Annotated in this window: 12 protein-coding genes; 7 read left to right on the top strand and 5 right to left on the bottom strand. The window is 76.5% G+C overall.

Annotated elements, in window-relative coordinates:
- Positions 1-417: 417 nt before the first annotated feature.
- Positions 418-2,028: a hypothetical protein gene (locus GA0070606_RS33485; protein ID WP_245725012.1), complete on the bottom strand. Its 1,611-nt coding sequence runs from the start codon at positions 2,026-2,028 to the stop codon at positions 418-420.
- Between GA0070606_RS33485 and GA0070606_RS24270 the strand changes: the two genes are divergently transcribed.
- Together GA0070606_RS24270 and GA0070606_RS24265 are read left to right on the top strand one after the other, a co-directional pair.
- Positions 1,991-3,685 (top strand): WG repeat-containing protein, encoded by a 1,695-nt coding sequence (locus GA0070606_RS24270; RefSeq protein ID WP_245724790.1) that lies wholly within the window; start codon positions 1,991-1,993, stop codon positions 3,683-3,685. The genes GA0070606_RS33485 and GA0070606_RS24270 overlap by 38 nt on opposite strands.
- Positions 3,686-3,758: 73 nt before the next feature.
- A complete protein-coding gene (locus GA0070606_RS24265) occupies positions 3,759-4,757 on the top strand; it encodes an aldo/keto reductase family protein (protein WP_091104619.1) in 999 nt (332 codons plus the stop codon).
- Positions 4,758-4,933: 176 nt separating this feature from the next.
- On the opposite strand, the gene GA0070606_RS24260 is transcribed toward GA0070606_RS24265, so the two are convergent.
- Together GA0070606_RS24260 and GA0070606_RS24255 are read right to left on the bottom strand one after the other, a co-directional pair.
- The gene (locus GA0070606_RS24260; protein WP_091104616.1) at positions 4,934-5,731 is read right to left on the bottom strand and encodes a site-2 protease family protein; all 798 of its coding nucleotides are present in this window, start codon (positions 5,729-5,731) and stop codon (positions 4,934-4,936) included.
- Positions 5,731-5,931 (bottom strand): hypothetical protein, encoded by a 201-nt coding sequence (locus GA0070606_RS24255; protein ID WP_091104613.1) that lies wholly within the window; start codon positions 5,929-5,931, stop codon positions 5,731-5,733. Before GA0070606_RS24255 ends, GA0070606_RS24260 begins: the two co-directional genes overlap by 1 nt.
- Before the next feature lie 152 nt (positions 5,932-6,083).
- Here GA0070606_RS24255 and GA0070606_RS32675 point away from each other — a divergent pair, with 152 nt between their 5' ends.
- The 4 genes from GA0070606_RS32675 (at position 6,084) to GA0070606_RS24235 (ending at position 12,527) form a co-directional block, all read left to right on the top strand.
- Entirely contained in the window at positions 6,084-8,183 is a 2,100-nt protein-coding gene (locus tag GA0070606_RS32675; RefSeq protein ID WP_091104611.1) for a serine/threonine-protein kinase, read from the top strand.
- Between the two features lie 230 nt (positions 8,184-8,413).
- A complete protein-coding gene (locus GA0070606_RS24245) occupies positions 8,414-10,402 on the top strand; it encodes a bifunctional adenosylcobinamide kinase/adenosylcobinamide-phosphate guanylyltransferase (RefSeq protein ID WP_091104608.1) in 1,989 nt (662 codons plus the stop codon).
- Entirely contained in the window at positions 10,392-11,165 is a 774-nt protein-coding gene (locus GA0070606_RS24240; protein ID WP_091104605.1) for an adenosylcobinamide-GDP ribazoletransferase, read from the top strand. The genes GA0070606_RS24245 and GA0070606_RS24240 overlap by 11 nt, the downstream gene beginning before the upstream one ends.
- Positions 11,166-11,231: 66 nt before the next feature.
- Entirely contained in the window at positions 11,232-12,527 is a 1,296-nt protein-coding gene (locus tag GA0070606_RS24235; protein ID WP_091104602.1) for a DUF2314 domain-containing protein, read from the top strand.
- A 21-nt stretch (positions 12,528-12,548) separates the two neighbouring features.
- Here the strand turns inward: GA0070606_RS24235 and gcvT are convergent, their stop codons facing one another.
- Positions 12,549-13,673, bottom strand: a complete 1,125-nt coding sequence (gene gcvT / locus GA0070606_RS24230) for a glycine cleavage system aminomethyltransferase GcvT (protein WP_091104599.1) — start codon at positions 13,671-13,673, stop codon at positions 12,549-12,551.
- A 161-nt stretch (positions 13,674-13,834) separates the two neighbouring features.
- Between gcvT and GA0070606_RS24225 the strand changes: the two genes are divergently transcribed.
- Entirely contained in the window at positions 13,835-15,406 is a 1,572-nt protein-coding gene (locus tag GA0070606_RS24225; RefSeq protein ID WP_091104597.1) for a leucyl aminopeptidase, read from the top strand.
- Positions 15,407-15,475: 69 nt separating this feature from the next.
- Here the strand turns inward: GA0070606_RS24225 and GA0070606_RS24220 are convergent, their stop codons facing one another.
- Entirely contained in the window at positions 15,476-15,805 is a 330-nt protein-coding gene (locus GA0070606_RS24220; protein ID WP_091104594.1) for a hypothetical protein, read from the bottom strand.
- Positions 15,806-15,863: the final 58 nt, after the last annotated feature.

The raw sequence follows: 15,863 nt of genomic DNA, 5'->3' as shown, positions 1-15,863 counted from the left end.
ACCCGAGCCGCCGGCGCCCAGCGGCCCAGACGCCTGGTTCCGCCCCGCCAAGCCCGTGACGCCGCCGGCCGAGTCGGCCGATGCTCGTCCCGCCGCCGCGCCGGCGTCCCTCGACCCGCCGGCGCCGCAGCCCGCGCAGGACGGCCGCCCGTCGTCCGAGCCCTTCCACGACCGTCCCGCTGTGCAGGACGCCATCACGCCAGCGGTGCCGGCGCCGCCGGTACCGGACTCGGCGGCACCGGACTCGGCGGCCGTCGGTTCGCCGGTGTCCGGCCCGCCCGCCCGACCCGTCTCCGCGCCACCCACGCCGCCCGCACCGGCCGATCCCGCCCGTCCGAGCAGTCCCGCCGACACTGCTTCGGCGACGCTCACCACCCCGTCGAGTCCGACACCGCCCGTCGCGTCGGCACCGCCAGCTCAGCCCGAACCGGTGCCCTCGGTCCAACCCGAACCGGCGCCGCACCATCGGTCGGAGCCGACGCCGCCTGCGCCGTCGCCCTGGCCACCTCCCGTCGACCAGTTCGCTGCCGCTGGTCGGAGCGGAGAGCCGGACGGGATCTCCGGCGTCCCGGCCCCCGTATCGCCGGCCGCCGCGCACGGGCCGGTGCATCCGGCGCCGGCGGCCAGGACCGTGCCGAACGAGCCGGCAACCGCGCCGGCGGACGGCGTGGTCGCGTCGGAAGAACCGACTCCCGCGCCGCCGGCCGGCGTGACCGCTCCGGATGCGGTCCCACCGGCCGCAGCCGGGTCGGTGCCGCCCGTCGCCCGTCCGGTTTCACCCACGCCGATCGGGCCGGTGTCCGACCGGACACCGGAGCAGGTCGACGCCGCCCCGACCGCGCCCGCCGATCTTCCGGCGGACCGCTCCGAGCCCGAACCCCTGGCACACCCGCTGCCGGCACCTGCCCCGACCGCGCCCGCCGACCCCCAGGCAGACCGCTCGGAGCCGGAAGCATCGGCAACCCCCTTCCCGGCGCCTGCCCCGACCGCGTCGGCCGATCTCCAGGCGGACCGCTCGGAGCCGGAAGCATCGGCAAGCTCCTTCCCGGCGCCTCTCACGGACGCGCCCGCCGCCCTGTCGCCCGACCCAGCCCCAGCGGCCCCGCGCACCCTCGACACCGGCACCGCGCCCGCAGCCGAGCCCATCGGTGGAACACCATGGTTGTCACCGAGGCGTCGTGACCACCATGGTGTTCCACCCGAGGCGACGAATCCGCCGTCGGTGCCCGCGCCACCCGTCGACCTGGCAGCCCCGGTGCCCGGACCAACCGTTGCCGCCGACCGATCGGGTTCCACGCCGCTCAACGGCATGGCCGGGCAGATGCCGGCGGCCTCGGCTCCCGCGAGCGCCGACGCTTCGCCGGAACCAGCCGATCCGCGCGGCGTCGCCACCGCAGCCGGTACGGACACCAGCGCACCCGCTGTCGTCCCTTCGGCCACGTCGGCCCCGGCCGCACCGCCCCCGCCGGCGTCCGAGCCACCCGCCCGACCGGATCTCGCGCCCCCGGCCACGCCTGCGGCGCAGCCCGTCTCCGCGTCGTCCCCCGCCACCTCGACGCGGGCGGTAACCGTGCCACCCGCCCCGCCCGCCTTCGCGCCCTCGGTGCCCGCGTCACCCGTTGCCGGATCGGAGACCACGGCGCCCCCACCCACCACCGTGGCACCAGCACCGCCGGCCGCAGCGCCTGTGTCGTCGCCGCCCGCCACCGCACCGGTCGTCCCGGCGCCACCCGTGTCGGCACCGCCGGCCTCCACACCGCCCGCCCCGACGACGCCTACGGTGACACCACCCGCCACCGCGCCAGCCATTCCGGCGCCACCCGTGTCGGCACCGCCGGCCGCCGTACCGCCCACCACCGCACCGGTCGCCTCGGCGGCACCGCCCGTGGTGGCACCCGTGTCGGCGCCGCCGGCCTCCACACCGGCCGCTCCGGCACCGCCGACCCCGGCAACGCCCGTGTCGGCGCCGCCTGCTCCGCACGTGCCGGCCATGTCCGCGCCGTCGACGGCGCAGACCTCGCCGGCCACCACGGGGCAGCGCGAACCGACCACGGAGGAGCGACGCGAACCCGCCACCGCGCCCAGCGCGGAGCGACTCGAACCAGTCATCGCGGAGCGAGGCGAACCAACCACCGCGGAGCACCACGAGCCGACCACTCCGCCCACCGCGGAGCACCACGAGCCGACCACTGCGCCCACCGCGGAGCACCACGAGCCGACCACTCCGCCCACGGCGGAGCACCGCGAACCGGCTACGGCGCCCACTGCGGTGCGGCGCGAACCGGCTGCCACGGAGCGGCGCGAGCCGACCAGCACGGAACGGCGTGACGCGGTACGCGGCCCGGAGGTCCACCGTCCGGAGACGCGGGACGCCGACCGGCCGGCTGCGGTACAGGGTGACCCCGAGCAGGTGCTGGCAACCTACCGCTGGCGGCTCGACCCGGAGACCCTGCGCGAGGTGGTGGACGAGCCGGACGAGTTCCGGACGATCCGGCGACGCCTCACGGAGAAGTTGGGCGCGGCTGTCGACAACCGGTCCCGCGCCCGGCTGCTGAGCCTGCGGGCGGTGGTCTCCCGGCTGCTCGGCGAGCTGGACGACGCGCTCGCCGACGGCCGGCTCGCCCTCACGTACGCGGAGGCCACCGGCGAGTTGCGGCGCACGGCGGTGGCGCAGGCGCGGCTGGCGCACGTGCTGCGGTGGCGTGGCGAGTTCGCGGAGGCCGACCGGCTCTTCGCCGAGGCGAACTCGACCGAGTTGCCCGATCGGCTGCGCGCGGCGCTGCACGAGCACGCCGGGCGGTCCTGCTACGACCAGGGCCGGCTGATGGAGGCGTGCCACCACTTCGAGCGGGCCCTCGACCTGCGCGGCGACGGTGACCCGGAGCTTCAGGCGCGGATCCGGCTCAGCCTGGACGCGGTCGCGGAGCGGGTGGCGGAGACGGGCTTCGGGCCGTACCCCCGGAGTCGGGAAGAGGTGCTGGAGCGCGACCGGCCCCCGGTGCCGGCGCGCGACGGCGACCTGTGGGGTTTCGCCGACCCGGACGGCGACATGGTCGTCGCGGCCGAGTACGCCGAGGCGCAGTCGTTCCGCGAGGGGCTGGCCTGGGTACGGCGGCCGGAGACCGACCGCTGGTCGCTGGTCGACCTCGCCGGCGCCACCGTGCTGGGGCCGGCGTACCCGGTGGTCCGCCCGTTCACCGACGGGCTGGCCTGGGTGTCCGACGGCGCCTCCGGCTGGGTCGCGATCGACGCCACCGGCGAGGTGATCGTGCCGCACGGCTTCGCGGACGTACGCCCGTTCCACCGCGGCGTGGCCGTGGTGCGGCGGGAGGGCTGGGGCGCGGTCGACAGCAACGGCCGGATCGTGGTGCCCACCCGGTACCACGGCTTCGCCACAGTCCTGGCCGACGGCCGCTACGTCGACGGCTTTACCGACGAGGGCCTGGCCGTGGTGGACGTGGCCGGCCGGCGGGGCGTCGTGGACCGCACCGGCAAGGTGCTGGTGCCGCCGACCCACCCGGCGGTGGTCATCCACCCGGTCGCGTTCCTGGTCGACGACGGCACCGGGCACTGGGGAGCGCTCGATCGGCGGGGCGAACCGCTGATCGACCCGGTGCACCGCGACCGCGACGAGGTCGTCGCCGAGATCGAGCGGTTGCTCACCGACACCCACCCCGTGCTCTGAGCCGCGTCCCGGCCGGTCATGATCTGAGCCGCGTCCCCGGCCGGTCATGATCGGTCGGAGTAGGGTCGGACGCATGGAATTCCGTCACCTGGGCCGCTCCGGCCTGTTGGTCAGCGAGATCTCGTACGGCAACTGGATCACCCACGGCTCGCAGGTGGAGGAGGACGCGGCGTTCGCCTGCGTCCGGGCCGCCCTCGACGCCGGCATCACCACCTTCGACACGGCCGACGTGTACGCGGGCACCCGCGCCGAGGACGTGCTGGGTCGCGCGCTGGAGAACGAGCGGCGCGAGGGGCTGGAGATCTTCACCAAGGTGTACTGGCCCACGGGCCCGGGCCGCAACGACCGGGGTCTGTCCCGCAAGCACATCATGGAGTCGATCAACGGCTCGCTGCGCCGGCTGCGCACCGACTACGTGGACCTCTACCAGGCCCACCGGTACGACTACAGCACGCCGCTGGAGGAGACGATGGAGGCGTTCGCCGACGTCGTGCACTCCGGCAAGGCGCTCTACATCGGCGTCTCCGAGTGGAAGGCGTCGCAGATCCGCGAGGCGCACCAGCTCGCCCGGGAACTGCGCATCCCGCTGGTCTCCAACCAGCCGCAGTACTCGATGCTCTGGCGGGTCATCGAGTCCGAGGTGGTCCCGACCAGCGAGGAGCTGGGCGTCGGGCAGATCGTCTGGTCGCCGATCGCGCAGGGTGTGCTCTCCGGCAAGTACCTGCCGGGCCAGCCGCCGCCGGCCGGCTCCCGGGCCACCGACGAGAAGTCGGGCGCGGGCTTCATCGCGAAGTTCATGACCGACGACGTGCTGACGCGGGTGCAGCGGCTCAAGCCGCTCGCGGAGCAGGCCGGCCTGAGCATGGCGCAGCTCGCCATCGCCTGGGTGCTGCAGAACCCGAACGTCTCCTCGGCGATCGTCGGCGCGTCCCGCCCCGAGCAGGTGCACGACAACGTCAAGGCCGCCGGCGTGAGGCTCGACGCCGGCCTGCTCAAGGCGATCGACGAGATCATCGACCCGATCGTGGAGCGCGACCCGGCCCGGACCGAGTCCCCCGCCGAGCGTCCCTGACCCCGCCCCGGTCCCCGGCCGTCCCCCTGCGGGGCGCGGCCGGGGACCGGGCACGTCGGCCGGGGACCGGGCACGTCGGCCGGGGACCGGGCACGTCGGCCGGGACCGGACGGAAACGTCGGCCGAGACCCGGACGGAACTACGGCCCGGCCGGTGCCGCCGGGAGGCTCCCCGGGTCAGCCCTGCCAGAAGCGGATCAGGTCCAGGCCGAGGGCGTAGAGCCACGGCGGCAGGCCGAGGAAGTCGCCCACGGCGAAGACCGCGCCGAAGAACCAGTCGCTGAGCCGCGGGTTCCACAACAGCGCGAACAGCAGGATGAAGCCGAACGGGGCGAACAGGTCGTACATCCTGCGCCACTGCGCGTTCAGCCACGGCTGGATCATGTTGCCGCCGTCGAGGCCGGGCACCGGCAGCAGGTTGAGCACGCTGGCCGTGAGCTGGAGGAACGCCAGCAGCGCCACGGCCGCCCAGAACTCCACCGGCCCGCCGCCGCCCGCCCCGAGTCGTACGGCGACCACCAGGACCAGCGTGAACAGCACGTTGGTGGCCGGGCCGGCGAGACTGACCAGGGTGTGCCGCAGCCGCCCGGGGATGGCGTGCCGGTCCACCCAGACGGCCCCGCCGGGCAGGCCGATGCCGCCGAGCAGCACCACCAGCACCGGCAGCGCGATCGACAGCAGCGGGTGGCTGTACTTCAGCGGGTTCAGCGTCAGGTAGCCGCGGTGCGCCACGCTGCGGTCGCCGGCCCGGAACGCCACGACCGCGTGCGCGTACTCGTGCAGGCAGAGCGACACCAGCCAGCCGGACACGACGAAGAGGAACACGTCGAGCCGGACGTTGCCGAACCCGTTCCAGGTCAGCACGCCGCTGGTCACGAAGAGCGCGACCAGGGTCACGAAGACCGGGCTGGGCCGGAACGCCGCCCGGGGCACGCCGAGCACCAGCGGCTCGTTCCCCGGGCGGTCGCCGGTCATCACTCCGCCGGGGGCAGCAGGCTCATGCGGTACTCCACCCGGTCGTCCTCCACGAGCGCGACCGAGGTGACACCGGACGCCGCCAGCTCCCGCCAGGTCTGGCCGATCCAGGACTCGGCGTCGGCCTGGCTGCCGAACGACTCCACCGGACCGTCGACCGACGCGCCGTCCGCGCCCTCGTACCGCCAACTCCACGCCATGCCGCGTCTCCCCTCGCCGCTCCACCGTCCTCGGGACGGACTCCCGCAAGCGTAGTCGGCCGGGCACGGGGTGGCCCGACGTCCGTCCGGCGGGCGGACGGTGTCCGGCCCGGCCGACGGACAGTGTCCGGTCCGCCCGGTACCGTGGCGCGGTGCTGACTGAAGGAGCTGTGCTCAGCGAGCGTTACCGGCTGGACGAGCGGGTGGGCACCGGCGGCATGGGCGCGGTCTGGCGGTGCACCGACCTGATGTTGGAGCGCGTGGTCGCGGTGAAGGTGCTGCTGCCGGCGCTGTCCGCCGACCCCGAGTTCACCGCCCGCTTCCGGGCCGAGGCGCGGATGCTGGCGGCGCTGCGCCACCCGGGCGTGGTCGCGGTGCACGACGTCGGCCTGGCCACCCTCGCCGACGGCGGCCCGCTGCACTACCTGGTAATGGAGTACGTCGACGGCCGGCCGCTGAGCGCCTGGCTGCGGCGCGCGGGGCGGCTGGACCCGGCGTCGACGATGTCGGTGGTGGCGCAGGCCGCCGACGCCCTGCACGCCGCCCACCTCGCCGGGATCGTGCACCGGGACGTGAAGCCGGGCAACCTGATGGTCAAGTCCGACGGCCGGGTGGTCCTGATGGACTTCGGCATCGCGCGGTCGGGCACGACGGCGGGCATCACCGCCGCCAACGTGATGCTCGGCACCGCCTCCTACATGTCCCCGGAGCAGGCGGCCAACCAGCCGATCTCCCCGGCGGTGGACGTCTACGCGCTGGGCGCAGTGGCCTACTTCTGCCTGGCCGGGCAGCCCCCCTTCGACGGCGACAACCCGCTCCAGGTGGCGTTGCGGCACGTCCACGAGGCACCGCCGCCGCTGCCGCCCGGCACCCCGCCGGCGGTCGTGGCGCTGGTGGAGCAGGCGATGGCGAAGCGCCCCGGGGACCGCTTCCCGGACGCGGCGGCGATGGCGGACGCCGCCGCCGGCGCACGGGAGGCGACCCTGGCCGTGATTCCCGACTCCGCCCGCCCGCCGTGGGCGATCGCCGGGCCGGGCCCCGCCGCGCAGGCGGGCCCGGTCGGCGGCGGCACCGGCGCCGCCGACGTGGCGACCCCTCGGACGGATCCGGGCGGCGCCCCCGCCGCACCGTCGGGCGTCACCGGGCCGCTCGCCCCGCCGGACCCCTGGGCGCCGCTGCCCCCCGTCACTCCCGTGTCGCGCCCCCCGGCCCACGACGGCGCGCGTCCCGCCGTCGGCGGGCACCAGTCGTACCCCGCCGGCGTGCCGTTCGCGGCCACCGGTCCACCGGCCGACGCGTCCTTCGCGGCCGCCGGCACGCCGACCCCGCCCACCGACATGTCGACCCCGCCCGCCGGCACGCCGTATCCGCCGACCGGATCGCCCGTCCGGCCCGCCGGTCCGGTCTTCCCGGCCCCCGGCGCGCCGTTCCCGCCGGCCGGTGTGCCGCCCGTGCCCGGCGCCGCACCGCTGCCGCCCGCCGGCGGCCCCTTCGGCCACCTGGAGCCGGACACCGGCAGCGGCGCGTGGGGATCGACGCCGCCGACCCGGGAGGACCCGATCGGCTCGGGTCGGGTCCCGCGACGCCGGGCGTCGCTGCTCGGCGCGGCGGCCACCGTCTTCGTGGTGCTGGCCGGAGTGGTGGGCGCGACGGCGGTCTTCTCCGGCGACGGCCCCGACGGCGGCGACGTGCCGGCCGCGCTGACCGGCGGGTCCACGGAGCAGTCGGCCGCGCCCGCGGGCGACGAGGGCACGGGCGAGTTCCGCAACCAGACCTCGTCCGCCGCCACCCGCTCGGCGGCCCCGTCGGCGTCGCCGTCCGGCCCCGCCCCCACTCCTGGGGGCGGCGGGGAGCCCAGCGCCAGTTCGTCGGGACGGCCCGTTTCCAGCCCGACGACCAGTCAGCCGTCGAAGCCGAACCCGTACACGCCGGTCCAGGCGTGCGGCAGCGGGTACAAGGTGATCGACTCGGCCCCGCTGACCGTCTCGGGCGTCCGCAAGGGAAAGGTCTACCTGCTCTACCACGCCGGCACGGGCACCAACTGCGTGGTGACGATGAAGGAGTCGGCCGTGGGCACGGCGACGTCCGCCTCGGCGTGGCTGGAGGTGCAGGGGCGGGCGCGCAGCACCGACAGCGGGTCGTTCGCGTACTACGCCGGGCCGGTGCGGGCCAAGGCCGCCCGGGTCTGCGTGAAGTGGGGCGGGTCGGCCGGCGGGGCCAGCTACGGCAGCGGCTTCGAGCACTGCGGCTGAACCCTGCCGGCGGCACCTGACCCGCGGCACCTGATCCGCCGTACCGGCGGGGGGCCGGGTCCGCCGGGGCGGGGCGGGGCGCGCCGGTCGCTCCGGGGCCGGCCGCCGGTCGCTCCCGGCCGGCCTCGCCGGTCGGTGACCGGCCGCCCGGGCCCGCTCGCCCGTCGAGGGCCGCCAGTGCTGTGCACCTCCGGGGGCCGCGCGCCGGGCGCTGGCTCTAAAGTACGGGCATGTCCGTTGACGGGTGGAACACGGTCCTGGTGCTCGGCGGTATCCGGTCCGGGAAGTCGGAGTTCGCCGAGTCCCTGGTCGCCGATGCGCCGACGGTCCGCTACGTGGCCACCGCAGCCGACGCGCCCGCCGACGACGCGGAGTGGGCGGCACGCCTGGCGGCGCACCGCGCCCGCCGACCGGAGACCTGGACGACCGAGGAGACCGCGACCGACCCGCGTCGGCTGGCGGACGTGATCGCCTCGGCCGGCCCGAACGAGACGCTGCTCGTCGACGACATCGGCGGTTGGGTGACGGTGCTGCTCGACCCGGCCCACCAGCCGGCCGACGACACCGCCACCATCGCGGAACTGGCGGCGGCGGTGCGCGCCTGCGCGGCGCGGCTGGTGCTGGTCAGCCCCGAGGTGGGGCTCTCCCTGGTGCCGACCACCCCGCTCGGCCGGGCGTTCACCGACGCGCTGGGCGCGGCCAACCGGGCGGTCGCCGACGCCTGCGACGCGGTGGTGCTGGTGGTCGCCGGCCAGGCGGCCTGGCTGAAGCCGGGCGCGGCACAGCCGGGCGTCGTGCCGGCCCAGGCGGGCCCGGCCCCCGTCACCGCCACGGCCGGCCCGGCCACCGCCACGGCCGGCCCGGCCACCGCCACGCCCGGCCCGGCCACCGCCACGCCCGCCACCGGCCGGACGGGCACACCGGCTGCCGCCACCGGCCCGGCGGGCACGCCCGCCACCACGACGGCCAGCGGCTCGACGGGCACGCCGGGGGTCGCCGCGGGCGGGCCCGCCGGCACGGCCTGGGCGGCGCCGACCATGGCGCTGCCGATGGTCGCCACCGGCCTGGTCATCCAGCCCGGGATGGAACTTCCCATGCCCGACGAGTACGCCGGCCCGCAGGCGATCGAGCGGCTCGCCACGCTGGACGTGCCCGGGGCGGGGCTGGGGGCGCTGGAACGGGTGGTCGGGTTCGCCGCCGCCACCCAGGGCACCGCCACGCCGGCCCCGTGGGGCTCCGTACGGGTGCTGCTGCTGCACGGCGACCACCTCGGTGACGCCGCCGCCGGCGCCGTCGACGGCGAGTCCGCGCGCCGGGCGCGGCAGGCCCGCGCCGGCAGGGGGGTGCTGGCCCGGCTGGCCGCCGAGAGCGGCGCCGACGTCCACGTCGTGGAGACCCCCGTGTCCGCCCCGATGGAGGACGAGCCGGCCCTGGCCGGCGAGCAGGTCGAGGCGGCCCTGCGGGACGGCTGGCGGCTCGCCGAGGAGGCCGCCGACGCGGGCGCGCACCTGCTGGTGCTGGGCGCGTGCAGCGCCGGCACCGAGGCCGCCGCGGCGGCGGTGCTGGCCGCGACGGCCGGCGCGGAGACCCCGGCGGTGCTCGGCCGGGTGGTCACCGGCTCCGGCGAGATCGACGACGCGGCCTGGATGCGGCGGTGCGCGGCGGTGCGGGACGCGCTGCACCGGACCCGACGCTCGCCGCGCGGCGCCAAGGACGTGCTGGCCGAGCTGGGCGGCGGGGACGTCGCCGTGGCGACCGGGATCCTGCTGGGCGCGACCGCCCGCCGGTTGCCGGTCATGCTGGACGGGCCGGTCGGCGTGGCCGCCGCCATGGTCAGCCGCGACCTGGCCGGCCAGGCCCGGCACTGGTGCCTGCTGGCCGACCACCGCGGGGACCCCGCCGTCCGGCTCGCCGCCGACGTGCTCGGCCTGACCCCGCTGCTCGACGTGCGGCTGGACCTGGGTGAGGGCGCGAACGCGCTGGCCGCGCTGCCGCTGCTGCGTTCGGTGCTGGCGCTGGCCGCCGCGCTGCCGGCCCGCCCGTCCCTCGGCGGCGGTGACGACGACGAGGACGGTGAGCCCGAGCCGGAGCCGGGCCCCGACGAGCCCGACTTCCGCGAGCCGGAGCCGGCCGGCCCCGGGCCGACCAGCACGGAACCGCCGACCGGCGCCGAAACGCGGACGGAACCGGTGGACCCCTCCGGCCGGCGTGCCGGCTGAGTCGCGGCTCGCCGACGGGGCGCGGCTGGCGCTGACCACCTTCACCATCCTTCCGGTGCGCGCCGGGCGCATCGACCGGGCGGTGGCGGGGACGGCGATGGCGCTGGCCCCGGCGGTCGGCGCGCTGCTCGGCGTCGTCCTCGCCGCGATCCTGTTGCCGACCGCCGCGCTCGCGCCCCCGCTGGTCGCGGCGGTGGTGACCGTCGGCGCCGGGGCGCTGCTCACCCGAGGGCTGCACCTGGACGGGCTGGCCGACACCGTGGACGCGCTGGGCTCGTACCGGCGGGGGGCGGCCGCGCTGGAGATCATGAAGAAGCCGGACGTGGGCCCGTTCGGGGTGGCCGCGCTGGTGGTCGTACTCCTGCTGCAGGCGGCGGCCCTCGCGGAGCTGGTCGGGCGGTCGTGGTCGGCGACGCTCGCGGCGGTCGTGGCCGCGACCGCGGCGGGCCGGCTCGGGGTGGCGGTGGCCTGCCGGCGCGGCGTGCCGGCGGCCCGCCCGGAGGGGCTCGGCGCGCTGGTGGCCGGCACCGTCGGCCCGGTCGCGCTGGCCGCCGGGGCGGTCGCCGTCGCGCTGGTGGCGGTCGCCGCCGTGCCGGGCCGCCCGTGGCAGGGGCCGCTCGCCGTCGCCGCCGCCCTCGCCGTCGCGGTGGGGCTGCTGCGCCACGTGGTACGCCGGCTCGGCGGCGTCACCGGCGACGTGCTCGGCGCGACCGTGGAGGTGGTCACCACGCTGGTCTACCTGGGACTGGTGCTGTCCGGCTGAACGGGGCACGCCGCGGCGGGTAGCGTTCTCCCACGACAGCACCGGCGCGGCCAACCGGGGGACGACATGCTCATCACGGACGACTTCCTGCCCGTACCCGTCCCGGAGTCGCTGAGCGCGACCTATCTGGTGCCCATGACGGGGCTGCCGAAGGTGAGCGCGAAGACCGCCGTGCAGCGGCTCAGCGGCCGGCTGGCCGAGCCGGTGCACGGGCTGGCCCGGCAGATGCTGGACAGCCCGCTGATGAGCGTGGACACCCGGTCGATCGACGAGTTCCCCGCGCTGCCGCCGGACCTGCTCACCGCGTTCGGCGCGACGGAGGCGCAGCTCGCCCGGCTGGCCGCCGCGAGCCACCTGGTCGTGGTGCAGGCCGAGTACCGGCCCGGCTGGCCGCCGGCCCACGAGTGGGCGGCGCGGGCGGTGGCCGCCGCCGTGGCCGAGTCGGTCGACGGCGACGTGGTGGACGTGTTCGGCCTGCAGTTCCTCGACCCGGCGTCGGCGCTGCGCTCGCTGCCGGACGCCCAGGGGCGCATCCGGCTGGTCGACTGGGTGCTGGTGCCCTACTCCTCCGACGCCGAGGGGCTCTGGTTCACCACGAAGGGGCTGCGCCGCTTCGGGCTGCTGGAGCTGCAGACCCAGGGCGTGCCGGACCACCTGACGCGGGCGTGGGGCGCGGTGATGACCGGCGCGGCGCGGCGGCTGCTGCGGGACTGGACCGACGGGCTCGCCGGCGAGGAGGTGCCCGCGTTCGTGCAGCTGCCGGTGCTCGCCACGGTGACCGGGCACGACATCGCGGTGGCGTACGGCAATCCGGAGCAGCACGGGGCGACGGCGCCGGTGCTGCTGCGCCTGGAGCTGGACCCGGCCACCGACCCGGACGCCGACTCGTTCCTCAGCCTGCGCCCGCCCGCCGGGCACCCGGGGCCGGACGGCCGTTACTACGCCGCCGCCTGCGCCACCCTCTTCGCCGGCATCCAGCCGGACGTGCGCTACGCCCGCCCGGGCGACGCGATGAGCAAGGCGATCGCCACCGCGCGTGCCGGGCTGGGCGACATCCGCGCCCGCTTCCTCGCCGGGCAGCTCCCGCCGGAGACGCAGCTCGTGGTGAAGTACGGGCTGCCCGGCGACGACGGCCCGGAGTTCGTCTGGGCGGGGGTGACCTCGTGGGACGCCCCGGAGCGCATCGAGGCGGCCAGCGCCAGCGACGCCGACAGCGACCCCACGGTGCGCATCGGCTCCCCGGTCGTGGTGGAGGCCGCCGACGTGGTCGACTGGGCCGTGCTCGACGGCACCGGCGTCATCGAGGGCGGCTGGACCCAGGCCGTCCTGGACGCCGGCGAACGCCCCGGCCCCCCGGTCTGAACCCGGGGGGCCGGGGCGGGGTCAGCGCACCGAGGGGGTGACGAACGGGGGACGGGTGAGGCGCATCTGGGCGCGGCGGCCGCGGATGTCCACCTCGACGACGTCGCCGTCGGTCAGCTTCGGGTCGGTGTCCAGGAGGGCCAGGGCGATGCCCTGCTTCTTCGTCGGGGAGAACGTGCCGCTGGTGATCGTGCCGACCCGCGCGTCGCCGACGTGCACGGTCATACCGGGGCGCGGGATCGCCCGGTCGACGGCCTCCAGGCCGCGCAACGTACGCCTCGGGCCGGCGGCCTTCTCCGCGAGCAGGGCGGCACGGCCCCAGAACGCCGGCTTGTCCCAGCCGACCGCCCAGCCGGAGCGGGCCTGCACCGGGGTGATCTCCGGCGACAGGTCCTGCCCGTGCAGCGGGTATCCCATCTCGGTGCGCAGGGTGTCCCGGGCGGCCAGCCCGCAGGCCCGCAGGTCGACGCCCGCCGCGAAGAGCGCGTCCCAGACCGCCACGGCGTGCTCGGCCGGCGTCACCAGCTCGAAGCCCAGCTCTCCCGTGTAGCCGGTACGGCACACCGTCAGCTCGACCCCGTCCAGCGTCGCGGTGGAGAAGCTCATGTAGTCGTGCCCGGTCGGCAGGCCCAGCGCGCCGAGCAGCTCGGCCGAGCGCGGCCCCTGCACGGCGAGGACGGCGTACGCCTCGTGCTCGTCGGTGACCGTGACCGACGACGGCGCGGCGGCGCGGAGCCGGCGTACCACCTCGGCCGTGTTCGCCGCGTTGGGGATGAGGAAGACGTGGTCGTCGGAGTGCAGGTAGGCGATGATGTCGTCCACCACGCCGCCGGTGACGTCGTCGCAGCAGAGGGTGTACTGCGCACGGCCCGGCCCGATGCGACGCAGGTCGTTGCTGAGGCAGGCGTTGACGAACCCGGCCGCGCCCGGCCCGGTCACCCGCGCCTTGCCGAGGTGGGAGACGTCGAAGACGCCGACGCCGGTGCGCACCGCGGTGTGCTCCTTGAGCACTCCGCCGCCGGCGTACTCCAGCGGCATCTCCCAGCCGCCGAACGGGGCGAACTTGGCGCCCGCAGCGGTGTGCCGCTCGTGCAGGGGGGAACGGCGCAGCCGGGTCGCGGCGGCGTCGGGGGTCGCGTCGGTCATGGGTGGGAACTTACCGGGGTCGGGAGGGCTGGTTAGCATCGGCGGGACCCGTCGGAGCAGTCGGCGGGACAGCCCCGACCTCCGGCGGGTACGTTCCGCCGGAGACCTTCATCGCCGGTACGCGACGACGCGGCCGGCCCGGCCCGCCCGGAGTAGCTTCAGTGACATCGCCCAGCACCACCCTGAGCCTGGTCGACACCGACCCCGCCGAGCTCGCCGTCGACGCGATCGTGATCGGCGTGCACAGCCAGACCGGAGAGCAGGACGCCACCAGCGGACTCGCCGGGACCCTGCTCCTGGCCAGCGGCGCGGAGAGCATCGCCGCCGCCTTCGACGGCAAGCTGACCGAGACGCTGGCGCTGCTCGGCGCGACCGGCGGCCCCGGCGAGGTGATCAAGCTGGCCACGCTGGGCACGGTCACCGCCCCGGTGGTCGCCGCGGTCGGGCTGGGCCCGGAGCCGACCGGCGCCGCCCCGGCACCGGAGACCCTGCGCCGGGCGGCCGGCGCGGCCGTCCGGGCGCTCGCCGGCGCGCCCCGGGTGGCGCTGGCCCTGCCGCTGCCGGACGACGCCGACGCGCCGGCCGCGCTGCGCGCCGTCGCGGAGGGGGCGCTGCTCGGCGGTTACCGGTTCGCCGGCTACAAGACCCGGCCGCAGCCGTCCCGGCGCGAGCCGGTGGCCGAGGTGCTGGTCGCCGTCCCGGACGCCGGTGACGCCGGCGCCCAGGCCGAGATCGCCCGGGCCCAGGTGGTCGGCGGCGCCGTCCGGCGCAGCCGGGACTGGGTCAACACCGCCCCCAACGAGCTGCGCCCGCCGTCCTTCGCCGACTCGGTGGCGGACGCCGCCCGGGAGGCCGGCCTGGCGGTCGAGGTGCTCGACGAGGACGCCCTGGCGGCCGGCGGCTACGGCGGCATCATCGCCGTCGGGCAGGGCTCGGACGCCCCGCCGCGCCTGGTCAAGCTGAGCTACACCCCGGCCGGCGGCGGCAACGGCAAGCGGGTGGCGCTGGTCGGCAAGGGCATCACCTTCGACACCGGCGGCATCTCGATCAAGCCGGCGCAGGGCATGTGGGAGATGAAGTCCGACATGGGCGGCGCCGCCGCGGTGGCCGCGACCATGCTGGCGATCGCCGCGCTCAAGCCGTCGGTGGCCGTGACCGCGTACCTGCCGATGGCCGAGAACATGCCGTCCGGGCGGTCGTACCGGCCGGGTGACGTGATCAGCATGTACAACGGCAAGAAGGTCGAGGTGCTCAACACCGACGCCGAGGGCCGGATGATCCTGGCCGACGCCATGGCGCGGGCCTGCGAGGACGGCTGCGACTACCTCTTCGAGACCTCCACCCTCACCGGCGGCCAGGTCGTCGCGCTCGGCAAGCGGATCGCCGGCGTGATGGGCACCCCCGAGCTGTGCGAGCGGGTCCGCGACGCCGGCGACGCCGTCGGCGAGCCGACGTGGCCGATGCCGCTGCCGGACGACGTGCGCAAGGGCATGGACTCCGAGGTGGCCGACATCTCCCAGGTCAACGCCGGCATGGACCGGGCCGGTCACATGCTCCAGGGCGGCGTGTTCCTGCGGGAGTTCGTCACCGAGGACGTGGCGTGGGCGCACATCGACATCGCCGGCCCGAGCTACCACTCGGGCGAGGCGACCGGCTACTGGACCAAGGGCGGCACCGGCGTCCCGGTCCGCACGCTGGTCCAGCTCGTCGAGGACGTCGCCGCCAACGGCTGACGTACGCGAAGGGGCCCCTCGGCGCCGAGGGGCCCCTTCCGTGTCTCCCGGCCGGGCGCGGACGCCGGCTCAGAACAGCTCGGGGCGGCGCTTGCGGCGTTCGTTGTAGTCGCGCATGCGCTGCGGGTAGCCCATCAGCCGGACGTCGTAGACGGGGATGCCCATCCGGTACGCGAAGCGGCGCGCGCCGTCCGGGCCGTCGATGCGGCGGCGGGTCCACTCCCCGTCGTCGGCGATCAGCATGACGGTGGTCTCGGTCACGGTCGTGCGGGGCTCGATGTAGGCCTCGACGCCGCGCCGGCTCCGGACGAAGTTCGCCAGGTGATCCAGATCCGCGCGGTCGGCGGCGCGGTCGAGGCTCACCGCGCGCGCCTTCTTACGTCGTCGGAACAGTCCCACCGGCTTTCTCCCCCAAGCTTCGTCATCGAAGGCAGTGCCAAGCGTACGTGTCACGGAC

Origin of the sequence: Micromonospora citrea (genome assembly GCF_900090315.1) — a bacterium.
In the GTDB taxonomy this organism is placed as follows: domain Bacteria; phylum Actinomycetota; class Actinomycetes; order Mycobacteriales; family Micromonosporaceae; genus Micromonospora; species Micromonospora citrea.
Note: the sequence above shows the minus strand (reverse complement) of the source record. Positions and strands in the feature narration are given on the sequence as shown.